The organism is Shewanella putrefaciens (genome assembly GCF_016406305.1).
Taxonomy (GTDB): Bacteria; Pseudomonadota; Gammaproteobacteria; order Enterobacterales; family Shewanellaceae; genus Shewanella; species Shewanella putrefaciens_C.
In genome coordinates this window covers 1416597-1435304 of sequence record NZ_CP066369.1, presented here as the reverse complement: position 1 = coordinate 1435304, position 18708 = coordinate 1416597, and the positions used below count along the sequence as shown (strand labels likewise).

The window sequence follows — 18708 nt, the reverse complement described above, 5'->3', positions numbered from 1 at the left end:
GTATTTGATTAAGCTTCCTAGGCCATATTATCAACTGCGAATTTACAAACAATCAAATGGAAAACGACAACTCCTACACTAAAGATGAGTAACAATGTTTTATCAAATAAAAATAAATCGTAGAAAGTAAGAATTTTTTGCACTCTTGCTGAACTAATTTAAATAGGCCGAGTCAGATATTATGAACCGAATCTTTGCAATGAGTTTCTTCGTTCATCATCATTCTCCTTTAGATGGTTTCTAGCGCGACCGTCCCAAGATTCCGAATTGGAATTTACAGCAACCTACTTAGGTTGCTTTTTTTATGCCCGTTTGCAACCACATTCCACAGACCAAATTAATACCCTCCAAAAACAAAAAAGGGCCTCCGAAGAGACCCTTAATGATTAGCGATTAAGAATTAGAGGCGGATGCCTAACTGTTCTAAATCTTTAGCAACTACGCTCTTAGGCAGAGTCACATAACCATCTTTTTCAACCACTTGCTGACCTTGCTTAGACAGCACATAACGGATAAATTCTTTTTCCATTGGTGCTAGGTCTTTGTTGGGTTGCTTGTTCACGTAAACATACAAGTAACGTGATAATGGGTAAGTACCATTAGCTGCGTTTTCAGCAGAGGCTTCGATAAACTCGTTGCCTTTTTTCGCAATCGCAACGGCTTTTACACCTGCGGTTTTATAACCGATACCTGAGTAACCCACAGCGTTCAGTGATTGAGAAACAGACTGAACCACAGAAGCAGAACCAGGTTGCTCGTTCACGTTAGCCTTAAAGTCACCTTTACACAGGGCTTTCTCTTTAAAGTAACCGTAAGTGCCAGATACTGAGTTACGGCCATATAACTGCACGTCTTTAGCTGACCAGTTACCGTCAAGACCTAAATCGCCCCAACGTTGGATATCGCCGCCACCACATTTGTGGGTAGAAGAGAAGATACCGTCAACTTGTTCAGCAGTTAAGCCTTTGATTGGGTTGTCCTTGTGTACGAAAACGGCTAAAGCATCGATCGCTACACGAATTTCTGTTGGTTTGTAACCATAATGCTTTTCAAATGCTTCAACTTCATTAGGCTTCATCTTGCGGCTCATTGGGCCGAATTGTGAAGTACCTTCAGTCAGAGCTGGTGGCGCAGTTGAAGAACCCGCCGCTTGAATTTGGATATTGACGTTAGGATACATCTGTTTAAATTCTTCTGCCCACAGTGTCATCATGTTGGCTAAAGTATCTGAACCTACAGATGATAAATTGCCAGACACGCCACTTGTTTTCTCGTAAGTTGGCAGAGATGGGTCAATAGATGCCATGGCAGTGGCAGAGAATACACCAGCGGCTGTGAGGGTCATCGCGCCGACAAGCTTTTTCAGTTTCATTATGTGCTCCAGTAGTAAGCTAACTAATTTCTAACTTAAGTTTCTTCAGACGCAGCCAGTATCAATCGCTACAGTGACAATTCTATGTCGGTGATATGACACTTAGATGACAATGCCAGATTTTTATATTTTTTAAGTTCACTGGCCTGCAAAGATGAAGATAAAAAACAAAACAGGCCATAACGGCCTGTTTTTAAAATAATATTAATGCAAACCGTAAAGGTTTATTTTTGACGTTCGATTAAATGTAGTGGGATCACAAAGCTAAAAGTACTGCCTTTACCTAACTCACTACTGATATTGAGTTCACTGTGATGGTGATTAAGTGCATGTTTCACGATCGCCAGTCCTAAACCACTCCCACCGGTTTGCCTTGAGCGGGCACTGTCGACACGGTAGAAACGCTCCGTTAAGCGGTTAATATGCTGCGGTGCAATCCCTTCGCCGGTATCTGTCACACTAAAGAGCCCACCCGTCGCCACACTACGCCACTGCACAGTGATTTTTCCACCCGGTTCTGTGTAGCGAATAGCATTAGAAATTAAATTAGAACAAGCACTTCGAAGCTGCAACTCATTACCATGGGAATTAAGCCCCGCTTCGCAATAGAAACTCAGCTCGTATCTATCCTGCGCCAACGCCTTCGCCTCTTCCTTCAGCATTTCCATTAACTGCGCCATATTAACCGTATTCTCAAGGTTAATATCCGCCGCATCCTCAATGCGCGATAACACTAATAATTGCTCAACCATAGATTGCATACGCCGGGTTTGCTGCTGCATCAATGCCAGCGGCTTAGCGTTCATCGAATCGGGCTCTGCCATACTTTGCATCATTTCCAGATACCCTTGCAGTACGGTCAGCGGGGTTTTGAGCTCGTGTGACACATTGGCGACAAATTCTTTACGCATGCCTTCGAGTTGTCTTATCCGCGTAATATCCCGCGCAATTAACAGTAGTTGCCGGTCACCATAGGCCATAATCCGAATTTCGAGCAGACGCCTCTCCGAAACCGGCGAAGGTAATTCCAACGGTTCTTTGTATTGTGCGGTTTTAATATAAGCGGAAAAATCGGGATGACGGATGAGGTTATCAATACGCTGACCATTATCCTGCGGCCAAACAAAACCTAGGATAAGTTGCGCTAACTTATTACACCATAAAATATTATGCTCTGAGTCGAGCACGACGGCGGCATCGGGCAGCGCTTCAGCACCTTGGCGGAACCGGGCCAACAACGCGGCTAATTGCCCAACACGGCGGCGATTCTTCCCTTGGAGGCGATAAATACCGTTAAATATCCCTTCCCAGCTCCCACTGCCCTGCGGCGGCGTGAGTTTTCTATCCCGCCATAACCAAAAGTTAAGCCGTGCTAATTGGCGATAATGCCACAACACTAGACCGAGCAGGCCAATAGTGAGTATCCAGAGGGGGCTCCCAACCAATAAACCCAGCAGCAAACAAAGCAGTAGAAAAACTGCCAAGCGCGTAAATAACCGATACCCTGAATAAGAGTGAGACATAGATAAACCCAGACATCAGGCTAAATAGGAGGAGCACAAGATAGCCTAAAAGCCAACTTGTGCCTATCTCTTATTCGGCACTATATGCGTGTTGAAAAACGATAACCTGCACCACGAACAGTCTGGATCAAACGATCATGTCCAGATTCTTCAACGGCTTTACGAAGACGTCTAATATGCACATCGACGGTTCTGTCTTCCACATATACATTGGTCCCCCACACGTTATCGAGCAACTGTTCGCGGCTATAGACACGTTCTGGGTGCGTCATAAAAAAGTGCAATAAGCGAAACTCAGTAGGCCCCATATCGAGTACCGTCTCACCCACACTCACCCTGTGACTGACGGGGTCGAGCAGTAAACCTTGCACATCAATGGTTTCTTCTAAACGAGTAGGAGCACTGCGGCGCAATACGGCCTTAATACGGGCGACCAACTCTTTAGGGGAAAAGGGTTTAGTGATGTAATCATCGGCGCCGACTTCGAGGCCTTTGACTTTATCTTCCTCTTCACCACGGGCGGTTAACATTATGATCGGAATTTGGCGGGTAAACTCATCTTGTTTCAAGCGTTTCGCCAGTTGAATACCACTTCCGCCAGGAAACATCCAATCCAATAAAATCAGATCGGGGTAAGGCTCCTTTAGCAGCGCAATGGCCGAATCAAAATCTTCCGCCGCAGAGGTCGTAAACCCATGCTGTTCCATTACAAAAGTCAGCATCTCGCGGATGGCTAACTCGTCTTCTACTATCAATATCCTTGCAGTCATATGTGATTTTCTGTCAGTGAATGTCAACACGGCTATTATTAGTCATTTTTATTACAGATTTATGAATAAGTGCGCCGCACAAGCCATATAGTAGCGATAATTGTCATATTAAGTTTATATAACTGTTTGTTTATCGCAATAAAAAAGGAGGCAATCTGCCTCCTTAATTCAATCTTAATACTGAGATTAGAACTTGTGTTCTAAACCAATACCTATGTATTTGTCATCATCGGTATTCGCTTCTAACGAACGGTTAGTGTAGAAGGCGAATAATTTTGTTGGCTTACCTAAGCTGTAATCCGCACCGACTGACCATGAATCACCTAAGTCTTCCATGTCTTGGAATTGTGCTTTTAATGTCACAGCATTGATATCGTAAGCGGCGCTTAACAGGTAACCCGTTGCACTTTCTGCTGATACTTCAACTGGTAAAGAGGTTGTTTTATCAAGCTTGTAAGTCTGTTCCTGTTGCTGGTACATACCACCCAGTTTAATTCCGGCTAACTTAGCTTGTAAGCTGGCACGGACAATCTCATATCCAGACACATCTGAATCATAGGCAAGAGAGGCATAAACCGCGGTTTTCTTTAACTTAGCGTCACCATACATGGCCGCAGCACTAAAACCGTCTTGGGCAAATTGACTTTTTACATCGTTACCTTCGGCAACATAAGTAACACCGAATACAAAATCACCGAAGGAAGGTGTTAGGTAAGTCGCCGTTTGAGCAGCACGAACTTCACCCTTGAACAGCTTACCTAAGTCACCTGAAAGGTCGTTGAATTGATCAACATCACCTTGAGAAATTTTTAGCAGTGTATCGTTACGACCCACAGAGAACGAACCAAAGGAGCCTTTCAAACCCACAAATTGGTTACGTGCAGTAAAGTTATCGCTTGATGCGGCACCCGTATCAACTTGGTATTCCACTGTGTAGAAAGCGGTAAGTGAGCTTGATAACTCGAAATCACCCTTCACACCAAAACGAGAGGCATTACTTTGAATAGTTGTTGTAGCATCACCTTTCTCATCATTTGATTGAGCGGTGACATTCAACTTACCATAAACAGTCAGTGGCTCAGCGGCATAAGCTGAAGCCAGAGTTGCAGAAGCTAGCGCAGAAGCAAGTAGAGTTTTACAAAAAACGTTCATCATTTAATCCTTTCGACGTTATGTTCGTCTTGGTTATTGGTTTGGAACGACCGAAAGTGTGCAATGAATGTGTTTCAGTTTTATTTCAAATGTGACAACTTAGTTTTTGCCATTGGGACTCGCCTGACATTTCGAAATAAAAAGCCAATAACCACAAGGGTTACAGCGGGATTTTTTTCAATGTTACAATTTGATGAATTCTGTATCTGGGTAAAGATTTGACTGTTTAGCACAGGTTTACCCAGCCCCAACTATGCCGTAAACTGCCACTTTATTTTCCAATGAGCGCCTCTTATGTGGTTTAAAAATCTTACTCTTTATCGTTTCAATAAACCTTTTGCCGTCGAAACTGAAGCGCTTGAAACTGCGCTGGCCGATTTCACTTTCTCTCCGTGCTCAAGCCAAGATGTCAGTAAATTTGGCTTTTCCAACTCACTGGGCAAACAGGGCAGTTCACTGGTACACAGCGCCAATAATCGCCATCTGATCTGTGTGACCAAAGAAGAAAAAATTCTCCCCGGCCAAGTCATTAAAGAAACCTTGGAAGAAAAAGTCGCCCTCATCGAAGATGAAGAAAATCGAAAACTCGCGAAAAAAGAAAAAGATGCACTGAAAGATGAAATCATCACTAGCTTACTGCCACGGGCTTTTTCACGCCGCAGCCAGACTCGCGCACTGATTTTACCTGAGCTGGAAATGATCCTCGTCGATAGCTCAAGCGCCACTAAGGCCGAAGAACTATTAGCGTTATTACGTAAAGCGTTAGGCAGTTTACCTGTGATCCCACTGAGCTTTAAAGCGCCTGTTGAATCCCATTTAACCGAATGGTTAAAGAATGGCAGCGCACCATTACCCTTTGAAATGCAAGATGAGGCTGAACTTAAATCCGCCGCCGACGAAGGCGGAATCGTACGCTTTAAGCAGCAGGATCTAAAGGAAGATGAAGTATTAGCCCACCTCGCCACAGGCAAAGAGGTCCATAAGCTAGCCCTACACTTTGGACAATCTATTGCCCTGCTGTTGCAATCGGACGCCAGTGTTAAGCGCCTTAAGTTCTCTGAAGAATTTAGAGCGGGTAACGATGAAGTTGGCACCGATGACCCAATGGCCCGTTTAGATGCCGATTTTGCCTTGATGGGCAGTGAGTTAGTCGCCTTAATGCATGCAATTGTCTCTGCTTTAGGTGGCCTTGAAGAAACTCAAGCTTAATACCCAAATTAAGCCCCTAAGCGCACCTAGAAAGTAAAAAGGCGCAGCGGTTAACCGCTGCGCCTTTTTAATGATTAACAATTGCTTTAAAACACCGGCATTTATGCGAGTGAGCCGTTTCATTATCGAATACAGTCTCACTCGAGCACAGGTGCGAATTAGCTTTTAGTCACTAACTCACCTTTATTGTCGAACGGCCAATCAATACCTAACCAAGCCTTAAAGAAAGCTTTTTGCTGCTTAGTCGCTTTAGCATCACCCTTGAGCACTAGCTTACCGCTTTGCTGCTCGCTGAGCGTCATCTTCACTTGCTTGATTTTATCGTTGCTAAATAATGTCACGTCTATGCTATCGCCCGCCTTAAAGTCTTTGATGCGCTTATCAAAACCCGCAGCCGTCACCTTGAGACCATTAATAGCTAACATTTCATCCCCAGCAACAATCCCCGCCTGCCACGCGGGACCATTACGCAGCACTTGGTCTAACACTAAAGATCCGTGGGTGCTGCTTAACTTCATGCCCGCAAATGCCTCGGCTTTTGAATCTTTGCCATAGGAGATCACTAACCCAGCCTGTGACAACAACGCAGGGAAATCTAAGCTCATGGGGCTATTCACATTCGCCTGCCACCAATGCGCATAATCTTTGCCGGATAAATCCTTCAGTATGTGCTGCACATCATCGACACTATAACCCTTAGGCACTCGGTGGTCTTGATATAAACGGCGGTGCACGTCGCGGTATGAATGCTTAAGCTCAGAGTCTTGTAACAGTGAAAAATCCAGTGCCAGTGAGGTTAAAAAACCCTCTGAATAAATGTTTACACTGTGATTAATGGCATAATCGCCCCCTGTGCTGCTCCACTCACCTAAACTCGCCTCTGCAACAGACTGGATCTCACGCCCAGGATTAAGCTGGCTTTTCTCAACACGTTTAGCTAAATCTTCGAGGAACTCTTTAGGTGTTATCACCCCTGCACGTAGCAACAACTGATCTTCAAAATAGCTGGTAGATCCTTCGGCTATCCACAATAATTCCGTCATGTTTTCATGCTGATAATCGTAGGGAACCAGCCCAGCGGGACGGTAGGCTTTCACGTTCCAAGTATGGATAAACTCATGGGAAGCCGTGCTAATAAAACGCAGGTAATCCTTGCGTTCACGGAAACTAAAGCGCGGTAATTGGATCACTGTGGAGTTTAAGTGCTCAGTCGCACCACTGGCGCCGCTGGTGGCATGCACCATATAAACGTATCTATCAAAGGGATAATCATCCCAAATCGCCTTCGCCTGACCACTTAATGCGGTTAAATCCTTAACCACTTTCTCTGTGTCATAGTTACCCTCACCCCAAAAGATTAACTCATACTCTTTGCCGTTAGCACTGAATGATTTGTGGGTGCTGATGCCCGTTTCTATGGGGGAGTCGATGAGCACATCATAGTTGGGGGCCACGAAAGAATGTGCGGCATTGCCCGAGGACATACCAGAGTAACTTTGCCAGTTTTCGGGCACCTTTAATTGGACGGATACGGGTTCAGTACGAAATTGAGGGCTGTACATAAACACGCCGCTCGCATCTAAATAGGCATGACTCGCATCGATATGCCGCACCCTTTGGCCGAGTTCATTAGCATACAACTGATAACTAACGGTGACACTCGTTGGCTTACTGAGTAAAACTTGCCATTCGCCACTGGCGCTGCGCTTCCATGGGAGAACTTGACCTTGGCTATCTTTAGCACTGAATAAACGCACGCCGTCGGATAGGGGCAAGACTTGGTATTTACCCGTCCGCCACACGGGCAGATTAACGGTTAAATCACTCGCGTTCACATGGGGGAAAGTCACACTCACCTGGGCCAAATGCTGCTCTGGCTGACTCAACTCAATTTGATAATTTACATCGGCAAACACATTGCCCGAAAATAATGCACTTAATACCAAGATTGATAATCTGTTGGGTTTCACTCTTGCTTCCTTCTGTTATTATGCTTCTTATGATTTTCCCAAGTATAACAAGTCGATGTAGCATCCTCATTAGGCGCTAACAAAAGCTAACAAAATAAATTCCTTGATTTAGGAAATATGGGATCCCCTTTCAAATGCATAAACTCATCGTTATTCTCGTGACCTTGTTGCTGTCAGTCTCCTTTAGCACCCTAGGGCGCGATCTCGAATCGGAAGAGATTGAACTGCGTGAAACTCCGCAGAAAATGTACGACAGCTTAAATAAATCGATTTCTTTTCCTATCGCCTTTAAAAATCGGGAGCAGTTCGAACGCGCCGCTAAGGAACAAGGCTATAAACCCGATGAGTTCGAACATATTTTGCAACTGCTCGCAAGGCTCAATATGGAGCCAAATGTTAAATCTAAGGTTGGATTCCAAGATGCTAAGACGCTAATCGAACTCCTCACTAGCATTGCCCAATCTCCCTATGAACAAGCTATGGTATCTATGCTGCAAGGCCGCTACCTTGGGCGAACAGAGCAAAAATATCAAGAAGCGATAACCTTCTATAATGAGGCGTTAACTCGCATTAACGACAGCTTCGATATCGAAGCCATGCTGCTCAAACATACGATTCACGAACATTTAGGTGGCTTGCATTTAGTGATCCGCCAGGACGTGCCAGCATTAATGCACTTTCATACCTACAGGGATATTGCCTACAAGCTCAGAAATGATTATTTAATTGCGGCAGCTGAATCAAAACTTGGCCACTATTACAATAAAAATCAACAACTCACTAAGTCGCTACAACATTACAGCGAAGCTGTTCGACTTTCTAATCGCTCTAACTATCCCTCAATGAAAACCCATCTTCAGCTACAACTGGCTAAGGTGTATCGAGATTTAAAACAATGGGATGAAGCACTAAAGAATGCCCATGAGGCTGCGGCTGGCTTTAAAAAACTCGGCAATGACACTTATCTATCCAGCTGTATGACAGTGATCGCTATGGTATACGGCGAGCAAGGGGACTGGAATAAAGCGATAGATTACTACCTTAACGCCCAGCAATTAGATGTTAAGCGTGGCAACTATATTGCCCAAGGCCTCAACTTTCATAACCTTGGCCAAGCCTATTCAAACATCAATGACAATGTTAGTGCCCTAAAATATTTATTGATGGCAAACCAAATATTTAAAGAAAAACAAAGCCATCACTACCTTGTTTACAATGAACTCTTAATTGGGGAGATAGCCCAAGCCAAGGAAGACTGGCCGCTGATGATGGCCCATGCCGACAACGCCCTAGCACTCGCTAGCGAGTTAGAACTTGCGGATGAGCAAAAATCCGCGTTGACACAAATTGCCCTCGCCGCCGAAAAATTAGGGGACCTGAGTAAAACGATTGCGACCCAAAAACGCATTATCGAACTGACTCAACAGACACAAACACCCGAAAAAGACGCTGCAGTATCGGCCTCAGCCCTCGCGGAGCAGCAACTCAAGCTCGAACTCAGCATGCTGCAGGGTAAGCTTGATGATAAGATTCTAGCCTCAAAAACCACCAATAAACTCTTAGCCCTCGGTGGATTCATTGCCGCTATCTTGATGATAGTCATCATTATACTCTTCAATCATCGCCGAAAAATGCACGCCCAAAACGCGGCGCTACTGCAACTGAGTCAAGAGGAGCCGTTTACCCATCATTTAGGCTATGCCGCACTACTCGCTCACTTAGGCGAAGGACGTGCAAACCCGCTTCCCACCATGGCCCTTGGCTTAATTGAATTCCAAGGCTATCTAAATTCAGATATCAAGCATGGCCAATACTTTGCGAATGCGGTAATGACGCAGCTCGCTGACCTTATCTCAGCAACCTTCGTCATGCCCGTTTATGTGATTAGGCAAGGCGTGTTGGCGGTACGATTTACCGAGAATATCGAGCCGCAGCAGGTTATCACACGTATGCGGCAACAATTAGATGAGCGGCAACTCACGCAAACCTTTAATCTGGGATTTATCCACTTGCCCCTGCTCGCCAAATCAGAAATGAAAATGGACCCCAAATTGCAATTTGAAACCGTGCAAATGGCACTCGCCTGCGCCCGCAGTTTACCTATAACTAGGGATCATTTTGTCACCCTTAGAGCATTGGATTTTGTGCCCTCTAGCCTCTTCGCTAACCCACTATTCCTACACCTTGAAAAGGGTATAGAACGCGGGCTAATCCGAGTCGAGACCAACGCCAACAAAGAAGAAATCCACTGGCCTTGCTGGGAAAATAATCAAGATAGGCATTTATTGGAAAATATTTGATCAATATCAGCAATTAATCACAGACACACGGGCAAACAGATTTGCACTCTACCGCCGTTGTTATAACATTAGTTACATGAGAGTTAAGAGCTAACTTGGACAGAGGATCATCATGCTTTTTAGCCTTGCAGAGCTAGGAAAATACTCCGGATGAAGGATTCCAACGCGACAGTTTCACAACTTGCCTTGCTTCAACAAAAACTTCACTCGGCTAAACTTGCCCTAGATGAAGTCAATGAAGATAGAAATGCCAAGTTACAAACCTTACTCCAATTTATTGGCCATTTAAGCCTTGCCTGCAAAGGGCAAAATCTTGAGCTGGATAATAAACTCGCCAAACTCCGCCATAACTTAAATACCTTTGAGCGGGTCGATGAAGCGTTGCCAGAATTAGTCGATGTAGAACGCTTACTAAAGGGTCAGTATCACCATGTGATGGTTCAGCTCGAAGAAAGCCGAGCGGGCCTTGCGCAGGTGGTTCGTCAAATCCAAAGGGTAAACTCTGCCCCTGAAAGGCTCAAAAAAGAAGTTAACTATTTCAAACAGGACCTCTCCAAACCATTTCACACGGTTTGGGAATATATTCCTAAAGTAAAACAAATCATTGGCTTCTACGAAACCATCTTACAGCAGCAGTTTAACGAATCTGAAAAGCTCGATGTTCTCCCCAAACATAGGCAGCTAGCCCATGAGTTGGCGCAGATGATTTCGGAAATCGAATTTCGTAAAGATCAGCGTGATCAAGTCTTAGTCATTAAAGAAGTGCTGGCGTCGGACATCGAAATCGACAGTTTACTCGAAGCCTACCAAACGATTTTATCCTTACTGCTCGACAATATCGCCCGTGAAAAATCGGCATCACAGGAATTTTTATACGCCTTAAACGATGCCTTAGCCGCGGTGCGAGAAGTCGTCACTGAGTCCTATAACCACAATCAGCGGAGTTTCCAACTTAAGACCCAGCTTAATCGGGAAATCAACACCCGCGTCGATAACGCCGGTGAGATCATCATAGATGTGGAAGATGTCGTCGATCTCAAGGCGCAACTTACTGAGCAGCTTAATTCGATTCGTTCAGCTCTGGCCCGCAAAGAAGCCTTAGAGCAGAGAGAGCAAGCCTTACTGCGTAAGTCGATGGAAACTATGCGTAAAGAGCTCAATGAGCTGAGCACTGAGGCCAACACCTACAAAGAGCGTTTGTTCGAGCAGCAAAAACTCAATTTACTCGATAGCCTGACGCAGTTGCCTAACCGCGCCGCCTTAGAAGAACGCATGGAGCTCGAATATCGCAACTATCAACGCCATAAATCACCCCTGTGGGTGGCGGTAGCCGATATTGATCACTTTAAAACCATCAATGACAGTTTTGGCCACAGCACTGGCGATAAAACGCTGCAGGTTATCGCCATGGCACTCAAAAACTCACTCCGAGATACTGAGTTTGTTGCCCGTTATGGTGGTGAAGAATTTGTGCTGCTCCTACCCGATGTTGGCAATGGCGACATTGTTCAACTTTTAAACAGAGTGCGCGAGAAAGTAAAAAATATTCCATTTAAATTTAAAAATCAGAGAATTACAGTTACAGTATCTATAGGGGCTGCGCAAGTTATGGGGAATGAACTCATACATGAAACCTTCGAGCGCGCCGACGCAGCACTCTACAAAGCAAAACATGAAAGCAGAGACAGGGTTGTGATAGACGTATAATTAGACTCAACTATACGTCTCCTCTTATCACTCCTGTCGACATGAAGGAGTGGTAAATGATAGTCAAAATCAGCCCAAAAGGTAGCATGGATCAGCTTTCACAACTCGAAGTTGATCGCCTCAAAAAAAGCGCTAAAAGCACCCTCTATCAACTATATCGTAACTGTTCATTAGCAGTGCTTGCTGCGGGTTTAAAAACCGATAACTCGAAAGCCCTATTCGAGCAATATCATAATTTCGATATCAACGTCCTACAGCGGGAACGCGGCGTAAAGCTAGAACTCATCAATCCTCCAGAACAAGCCTTCGTCGATGGCCAAATTATCATAGGTATTCAAGAACATCTGTTCGCTGTGCTCAGGGACATTCTCTATATCAGCGATAAATACGACACCCTAAAACATATCAATCTCACCAATGCGAGCCATATTACCAACGTAGTGTTTGATATTCTGCGTAATGCCAGGGCAATCGCGCCGATGAAGGAGCCTAACGTGGTTGTGTGCTGGGGCGGCCACAGTATCAACGCCGTCGAATATCAATACACCCGCGAGGTAGGTTACCAACTCGGACTGAGGGAACTGGATATCTGTACGGGTTGCGGCCCCGGCGCGATGGAAGGGCCGATGAAAGGTGCCGCCATCGGCCATGCGAAACAAAGAGTTAAAAACGCGCGTTATATAGGTTTGACTGAACCCAGCATTATCGCCGCCGAGCCGCCCAACCAAATCGTCAATGAGCTTGTTATCCTCCCCGATATCGAAAAACGTCTGGAAGCCTTCGTACGTCTAGGCCACGGCATTATTATTTTCCCCGGCGGCGCTGGCACGACTGAGGAATTACTCTATATCCTAGGGATTTTGCTTAATAAAGAAAATCAAGAAACCCCCTTCCCGCTCGTGCTTACAGGCCCCACGGAAAGTGCAGATTATTTTAGTAAAATAGATGAGTTTATTGGGGCAACTTTAGGGCCAGATGCCCAGAAAAAATACCAAATCATCATAGACAACCCCGCAGAAGTGGCAAGGGTGATGAAGCAAGGCATGGAGCAAGTCAAAACCTACCGCCGCGCCACGGGTGATGCCTATCAATACCAGTGGGCCCTGAAAATTGAGCCCGAATTCCAACTGCCTTTTATTCCAACCCACGAAGTCATGGCAAATTTGGATTTGCACTTCCAAACCAATAAAGCCGACCTCGCCGCCAACCTTCGTAAGGCATTTTCGGGTATAGTAGCGGGTAATGTAAAATCGGATACGATCAAACACATAGAGCGTTTTGGCCCCTTCCTATTAAAGGGTGATCCCCGTTTAATGGAGTTGATGGACAATTTACTGAGCGCATTTGTCAGCCAACACAGGATGAAACTGCCTGGAAGCACATATGTTCCCTGCTATAAGATAGTCAAATAGCGTCAGTTAATTTATGCAAATTTGCCAATGAATAAGTTCTTAATCATCGATGGTCTCAATTTGGTTCGCCGTATTTATGCGGCGATCCCCGATGAGAACGATATGGATAGCCTTAAGGAGCGTGTCAGTTCGGCATGTTCGAAACTGCTGCGCGTGCACCAACCAACCCATGTCGCCATTGTTTGGGATGGCGATGAGATTTCCTGGCGAAAACAGCTTTACCCCGATTACAAAAAAGGCCGAAAACCTATGCCAGAACCACTGGCAGAGGGCCTAAATGCGCTGCAAAACCATTTAACATCAATGGGCATAGGCTCCATTTATGCCGCCGCCGAGGCCGATGATGTTATCGCCACCCTCGCGATGAAAACCGCCAAGGCGCAGGGAGAAGCGATTATCGTTTCAACCGATAAGGGTTTTAGTCAGCTAAATCATGTCCGCATAAGCCAGTGGGACCATTTTAACCAGCAATACCTCGATATCGCCGCACTAGAGCAAAAGCTTGGGGTCGAACGGAGCCAGTTTCTCGATTTAATGGCGCTCGCCGGTGATAGCGGCAATAAAATTCCCGGCATACCAGGAATTGGCCCAAAATCGGCGGCAGAGCTATTAAAAACCTTTAGAACCCTAAGCACACTCTTTTCATCTTTGCCTAACTTGGGCGCTAAACAGGCGAAGAAACTGGCTGAAGGCAAAGAAATGGCACGCCTCAGTTACAAACTGGCGCAATTGCAAACGGACTTACCCCTCAATATCAATTTAAAAGACTTCCGAGTAAGCGGCGCACATCCTGCCTCCGACAGAGAACAATAAGACATTTGTTAACATCAAGTTGCAATAAACGCATTTACCTTAAGGCAACAAAAGCGTATTTTATTGGCGAGCTAGGAAGACTCACTTGATGAGCAAAGGATAAGGTTAAATGAAATCAAAAACTTCGGTAATTATTGGCAGTATATTCGCCGCCTATGTGGCCTTTGTCGCTGTGGTTGTACTCGTCTATGAACCCACCCCAGATGAAATGGATTGGGAAGATAGGCAAGTCTATAACAGCCAAAAAATGACTGATTTAAGCCTAGGGCAGGACATTACTGAGGTGAAGTCGCTATTGGGGAAAGCGGATTTTTCAGAGGCAAAAGAGGTACAAGGTGCACAATTACAAGTGCTCTTTTATCGCACTCACCACCAAAAATCCGATGGCATCACCACTAAAGAAGAATGTACTCCTCTCATTTTTAAGAATAATAAGCTCATGGCCTGGGGTGGAGATACCTATAAACAGTATCTCGATGCCGGAACGGATGTTGCTAGTTCCACAGCCACAGAAACTGAGACTAGCAGCAAAAACTAACTTTGGCTCAATACGATTTGCCGCCCACTTTGATCAAGTTACTTAACTTGTACATGTTGTACCAAATTTTAGTAATGCTACAAAGCAACAACTAAAACAATGGCGATTCAATCAGCATCTTTGTGGGGAGTCATTATGTCTAGCTTGCACATCAAACCGTCAGAGTAGTTAAACATGGATATGACAATTACATTAAGCCTTGTTGTTTCATCATTAATCATAATTGGGGGTTGGTATGTTGCGCACTGGTTTACATCACGAAGGGATTATCAAAACAAGAAACGAGAAAAAAGGCTTGATTACCTAATTAATGCGTATCGAATTATTGGGTCTGCCGCTGCAAGAAAACCAAATTCGGAAGAATTTAAAAAGCTTGAAGAAGGTTTTCATGATGTGCAGCTTTTTGGTAGTAGTGAGCAATTACAACTTTTAAATGAAATTTTTATTTCACATTCAAAAACTGGTGGTGCAGATTTGGATCCTTTGCTGAACAGCCTTCGCACTGAGCTAAGAAACATATTAGGTCTAGAAAAGGCAAATGCTGCACTTAAATTTTTTCGCACACAACGCTAACAATACTCAGCAGTTGCGGTCTGTGGCCGGGGGACGCTCACGAGTTCGCGCCCCTGTGCTTTGCGTTAATCCATAGAAATTTTAATTCGAAATTCACTAATTAGGGCTAAAAGTCTAACTTGGAAATGTCCAAAAACGTGCTGGGTATCTCCTTCAAACCTACAGGTTACGCTAATGCCCAAAAGGTGAGCCATGGTGATTAGCGAGACGACCGTCCGCCCCATGGACGGGGTGGTCGAGCATCCAAGGATGGACTGGCTGCGTGTCGGTGAGCGAACACCATGGTAAGCCTGCGTTAATGGATATCAGCCAACGAATATGCGGGGGCAGTATAAACTAATCTGGTTGCCATAACTTTGCTAATGCGATTACTTATCTTTAGCGCATTAAATATAAATCATTGTTTTAATAGACAAAGCTATCCAAACAAGATATCAATGATTTCCCCCTAGCGCCCTTTCAGCATAAAAACGCCACCTTCTGGTGGCGTTTTACTTATTGTTAAAGCTAAGACTGAGAGTTACTCATCATCGGTTTTATATTCGACATAGGCTTCGCCTTGGCTTAACCAAGCGGGCGCGGGTTTGCCCTTTAGATAATGGTCAAAATATTCCATCATGCGAATGCTGTAATCGAGTTTGTTGGGGTACTTTTTCAAGTGATGTGGTTCATCTTCATATTGCAAAAACACCACCTCTTTACCCGCACGGCGCATGGCCAAATACATTTCGACGCCCTGCTCCCAAGGCACGGCATCGTCCTTATCACCAAACATGATCATCAACGGCGTTTGAATGCGATCGGCATAAAATACCGGTGAGTTTTCAATGTATTTTTGTGGTGCGGCAAACAAACTTGCACCAATGCGACTCTGCCCAGTCTCATACTGGAACTGACGCGCAATCCCGGTGCCATGGCGAATACCACTGTAGGCGCTGGTCATATTCGATACAGGAGCACCTGCTACCGCCGCCTTAAAAATTTTAGTTTGAGTGATGGCAAACGCCGTTTGATAGCCACTCCAAGAGTGCCCTTGCAGACCAATGGCAGCGGGATCGGCAATGCCCATCTCAATCAGCTTTTGTACGCCAGATGTGAGCGCTTGAACTGAGCTCGCCCCCGGATAGCCAATATCGAACCGAATATCCGGTAAGAACACCGCGTAACCGTTATTCACATACCAGGCAAAATTAGGTCTGTGGTTAATGTTCATCTGCGGGAAAGCATGCAGTCTATCCGTCATAAAGCGATAGTAGTAAACCAGCACAGGATAACGCTTACCCGCTTGATAATTGACAGGTTTAATCAGCATGCCATCTAACGGCTTACCATCGCCATTCGTCCAGTGAACTAATTCGGATTTGCTCCAGTTAAAGGCTTGGCGCTGTTTATCTAAGTCGGTTTGTTTAACCGCATTCTGCGGTGCGTTATAGCTGGCCGTATATAAATCGGGGAATAGATCGAACCGCTCCTTAGAAAACACGATAGCGTCGGCGTCTTTACTGCGCCCAAGCACGGTCAGCTTATACTCGCCTTGCATCAGCGTCTTCACGCCCGCTTCACCTAAGGTCGATTGGTAAAAACCATCGGCCTTGGTTTTATCACTATAACCGTGGAGTAATACAGTGGCGTTATAGGCAAGTTCGGTCGGTACATCGGGATTATCCACTAAACCTTCGAGGCGATATTGGATTTTTTGCGCGCGCCCTTGACCCGCGGTTAGCGCAAATCCGTCCTTAGACTCAGTATTAAACTGCCAGACATCATATTTATCGTAAACTAAGAAACCCGCATCATCCTTCAGCCAAGGGCCAAAACCATAGCCAGGCGCATTAGAGGGATAATCATGATCTTCATCGGCAAAACTGACACTTAAGGATTGAGTCAGATTAGTACGCCGCCCCAGTGCGACATCATAAAGATAGACGTTACCTTGTTGATAATAAGCCACATATTTACCATTTCCCGACAGACTCGGCAGCTCATCACTGGGCTGTTGTGTCAAAAATGGCACCTTACGACCGGTATTCAGATCGACAAGGTAATAGTCTTGGAAAAAACCCGCCCAGGTTGCCATTTTACGATAGGGCAAATCGGAACTTGCCAGCATAAAACGCCTATGCTGCGACATCACCACATCGGGTACAGTTTTATCCCCGAGTTGCACCACATTATTTGAGCCTAAATGCAATACTGCAAGGTACGTGCGTTTTTGCTCATCCTCGTATTGTTTGATTTCATTGGGTTTAATCCGCGGATCATCACCATGCCACACCTTAAGCCTGCGCTGACCAGTGACGATATTGGCATCGAACAGATCTTTTTCTTCGGTAATTTTCGCCAAACTCAGCTGTTGACTCACCTGCGGCACGCGGCCGAAGAACAGCCGTTCACTGTCCAAGGAAAAGTTTAAACTCGTGTAACGATTGAGTTTCCACTCCGGCGACTCAGGGATTTTACGGATTTTGCCCGATGGCAAATCGACCAGCGATAACTGATAACTGCGGCCATAGGGCAACTCACTTGCCTGACCTTGAGTAAACACCAACCAACGGCCATTTTTTGCCAGCGCTAAGGCGCCAATTTGTTGGGTCGTCGATTCAAAGGCCGTGGATTGCTCAAAGGTCTTTAAGTCAACTAGCTGCAATTGGTGTTGTTGCTCAGCACTATTATTGACGGCGAGCGCGAGTCTACGGCTATCTTTATCGAAAACATAAGCCGTGACATGCTCAACATCGATGCGCTTGGTTTGATCTTCTAAACTAAGCAAGGTAAAGCGGCGGCCTTGGTCAAACTTATCCACCTTTGGCTTTTCGGCTTTAGCTGGATTTTCGGTGCTAACATCGACCGCTTTAGCCCCATCGACATCTTTTTTGGGCTCCTCATCGGCCTCAAACCCAATCGCTAGCTGTTTGCCATCGTCACTGAATACAAATTCTTTTACCCGTTCGAAACGGGTTTGTGAACCCGTTTGGGTGTCGAGTAACACCATGTCAGACTTGAGTTTTTTCTTCGCTTTAGCATCGCTGATTTCAAGCGTTAATAAGCTAGGCTTAACCACCATAGCCACAAAACGCCCTGAATGGCTAATAAGCGGTTCTGAACCACCTGCAAGCGTAAAATGTTGTCCAGTGAGCAGATTTTTCACTATGCCATGGCTATCACCACGGTCGGGGGCAGCCTCGACCGCAATCACCTGACCATTGTCAGCGATAACCGGCTTTTCGAGGGATTCAAAATGCATAATGTCTGTTAAGGTAAGCGGCTTAGTGCTGGTTTCTGCCTGCACGACTGGCAATATACCGAGGGATAACAGTACCAAAGATGTGATAGGTAATAACTTCAATGTCTTCCTCTTTTATATATTTG

The 18708-nt window shown here is 45.3% G+C and carries 13 protein-coding genes; 7 read left to right on the top strand and 6 right to left on the bottom strand.

From position 1 onward, the window contains the following. Nucleotides 1-400 precede the first annotated feature (400 nt). The 4 genes from JFT56_RS06180 to JFT56_RS06165 form a co-directional block, all read right to left on the bottom strand. Entirely contained in the window at nucleotides 401-1372 is a 972-nt protein-coding gene (locus JFT56_RS06180) for a PstS family phosphate ABC transporter substrate-binding protein (RefSeq protein WP_198782814.1), read from the bottom strand. Between the two features lie 224 nt (nucleotides 1373-1596). Next, nucleotides 1597-2895: a phosphate regulon sensor histidine kinase PhoR gene (gene phoR / locus JFT56_RS06175; protein ID WP_198782813.1), complete on the bottom strand. Its 1299-nt coding sequence runs from the start codon at nucleotides 2893-2895 to the stop codon at nucleotides 1597-1599. An 80-nt stretch (nucleotides 2896-2975) separates the two neighbouring features. Further along, nucleotides 2976-3665 (bottom strand): phosphate regulon transcriptional regulator PhoB, encoded by a 690-nt coding sequence (phoB, locus tag JFT56_RS06170; protein WP_007646631.1) that lies wholly within the window; start codon nucleotides 3663-3665, stop codon nucleotides 2976-2978. A gap of 186 nt (nucleotides 3666-3851) precedes the next feature. Then, the gene (locus tag JFT56_RS06165; RefSeq protein WP_198782812.1) at nucleotides 3852-4820 is read right to left on the bottom strand and encodes a porin; all 969 of its coding nucleotides are present in this window, start codon (nucleotides 4818-4820) and stop codon (nucleotides 3852-3854) included. A gap of 291 nt (nucleotides 4821-5111) precedes the next feature. Between JFT56_RS06165 and rdgC the strand changes: the two genes are divergently transcribed. Continuing rightward, nucleotides 5112-6026, top strand: a complete 915-nt coding sequence (gene rdgC, locus JFT56_RS06160) for a recombination-associated protein RdgC (RefSeq protein ID WP_198782811.1) — start codon at nucleotides 5112-5114, stop codon at nucleotides 6024-6026. 158 nt (nucleotides 6027-6184) lie between these two features. On the opposite strand, the gene JFT56_RS06155 is transcribed toward rdgC, so the two are convergent. After that, nucleotides 6185-7996: a M61 family metallopeptidase gene (locus JFT56_RS06155; protein ID WP_198782810.1), complete on the bottom strand. Its 1812-nt coding sequence runs from the start codon at nucleotides 7994-7996 to the stop codon at nucleotides 6185-6187. Between the two features lie 134 nt (nucleotides 7997-8130). On the opposite strand from JFT56_RS06155, the gene JFT56_RS06150 reads away from it, so the two are divergent. From JFT56_RS06150 to JFT56_RS06125, 6 genes are all read left to right on the top strand, one after another. Continuing rightward, on the top strand, nucleotides 8131-10296 hold the full coding sequence (locus tag JFT56_RS06150; RefSeq protein WP_198782809.1) for a tetratricopeptide repeat protein: 2166 nt from the start codon (nucleotides 8131-8133) through the stop codon (nucleotides 10294-10296). Nucleotides 10297-10446: 150 nt separating this feature from the next. After that, the gene (locus JFT56_RS06145; protein ID WP_198782808.1) at nucleotides 10447-12003 is read left to right on the top strand and encodes a GGDEF domain-containing protein; all 1557 of its coding nucleotides are present in this window, start codon (nucleotides 10447-10449) and stop codon (nucleotides 12001-12003) included. 56 nt (nucleotides 12004-12059) lie between these two features. Beyond that, nucleotides 12060-13415: a nucleotide 5'-monophosphate nucleosidase PpnN gene (ppnN, locus tag JFT56_RS06140; RefSeq protein WP_198782807.1), complete on the top strand. Its 1356-nt coding sequence runs from the start codon at nucleotides 12060-12062 to the stop codon at nucleotides 13413-13415. 27 nt (nucleotides 13416-13442) lie between these two features. After that, nucleotides 13443-14228 (top strand): flap endonuclease Xni, encoded by a 786-nt coding sequence (gene xni / locus JFT56_RS06135; protein ID WP_198782806.1) that lies wholly within the window; start codon nucleotides 13443-13445, stop codon nucleotides 14226-14228. A 109-nt stretch (nucleotides 14229-14337) separates the two neighbouring features. Next, complete coding sequence (locus JFT56_RS06130) at nucleotides 14338-14766, top strand: DUF3192 domain-containing protein (protein WP_198782805.1); 429 nt, start codon at nucleotides 14338-14340, stop codon at nucleotides 14764-14766. 174 nt (nucleotides 14767-14940) lie between these two features. Then, nucleotides 14941-15339: a hypothetical protein gene (locus JFT56_RS06125; RefSeq protein ID WP_198782804.1), complete on the top strand. Its 399-nt coding sequence runs from the start codon at nucleotides 14941-14943 to the stop codon at nucleotides 15337-15339. 520 nt (nucleotides 15340-15859) lie between these two features. Here the strand turns inward: JFT56_RS06125 and JFT56_RS06120 are convergent. Beyond that, nucleotides 15860-18685, bottom strand: coding sequence for a prolyl oligopeptidase family serine peptidase (locus tag JFT56_RS06120; RefSeq protein WP_198782803.1), 2826 nt, complete (start codon nucleotides 18683-18685; stop codon nucleotides 15860-15862). Nucleotides 18686-18708: the final 23 nt, after the last annotated feature.

What these genes read in the sequence shown, in the direction of transcription:
- JFT56_RS06180 (WP_198782814.1), bottom strand. Translation starts at nt 1,372, where the DNA reads ATGAAACTGAAAAAGCTTGTCGGCGCGATGACCCTCACAGCCGCTGGT.
- phoR (WP_198782813.1), bottom strand. Translation starts at nt 2,895, where the DNA reads ATGTCTCACTCTTATTCAGGGTATCGGTTATTTACGCGCTTGGCAGTT.
- phoB (WP_007646631.1), bottom strand. Translation starts at nt 3,665, where the DNA reads ATGACTGCAAGGATATTGATAGTAGAAGACGAGTTAGCCATCCGCGAG.
- JFT56_RS06165 (WP_198782812.1), bottom strand. Translation starts at nt 4,820, where the DNA reads ATGATGAACGTTTTTTGTAAAACTCTACTTGCTTCTGCGCTAGCTTCT.
- rdgC (WP_198782811.1), top strand. Translation starts at nt 5,112, where the DNA reads ATGTGGTTTAAAAATCTTACTCTTTATCGTTTCAATAAACCTTTTGCC.
- JFT56_RS06150 (WP_198782809.1), top strand. Translation starts at nt 8,131, where the DNA reads ATGCATAAACTCATCGTTATTCTCGTGACCTTGTTGCTGTCAGTCTCC.
- JFT56_RS06145 (WP_198782808.1), top strand. Translation starts at nt 10,447, where the DNA reads ATGAAGGATTCCAACGCGACAGTTTCACAACTTGCCTTGCTTCAACAA.
- ppnN (WP_198782807.1), top strand. Translation starts at nt 12,060, where the DNA reads ATGATAGTCAAAATCAGCCCAAAAGGTAGCATGGATCAGCTTTCACAA.
- xni (WP_198782806.1), top strand. Translation starts at nt 13,443, where the DNA reads ATGAATAAGTTCTTAATCATCGATGGTCTCAATTTGGTTCGCCGTATT.
- JFT56_RS06130 (WP_198782805.1), top strand. Translation starts at nt 14,338, where the DNA reads ATGAAATCAAAAACTTCGGTAATTATTGGCAGTATATTCGCCGCCTAT.
- JFT56_RS06125 (WP_198782804.1), top strand. Translation starts at nt 14,941, where the DNA reads ATGGATATGACAATTACATTAAGCCTTGTTGTTTCATCATTAATCATA.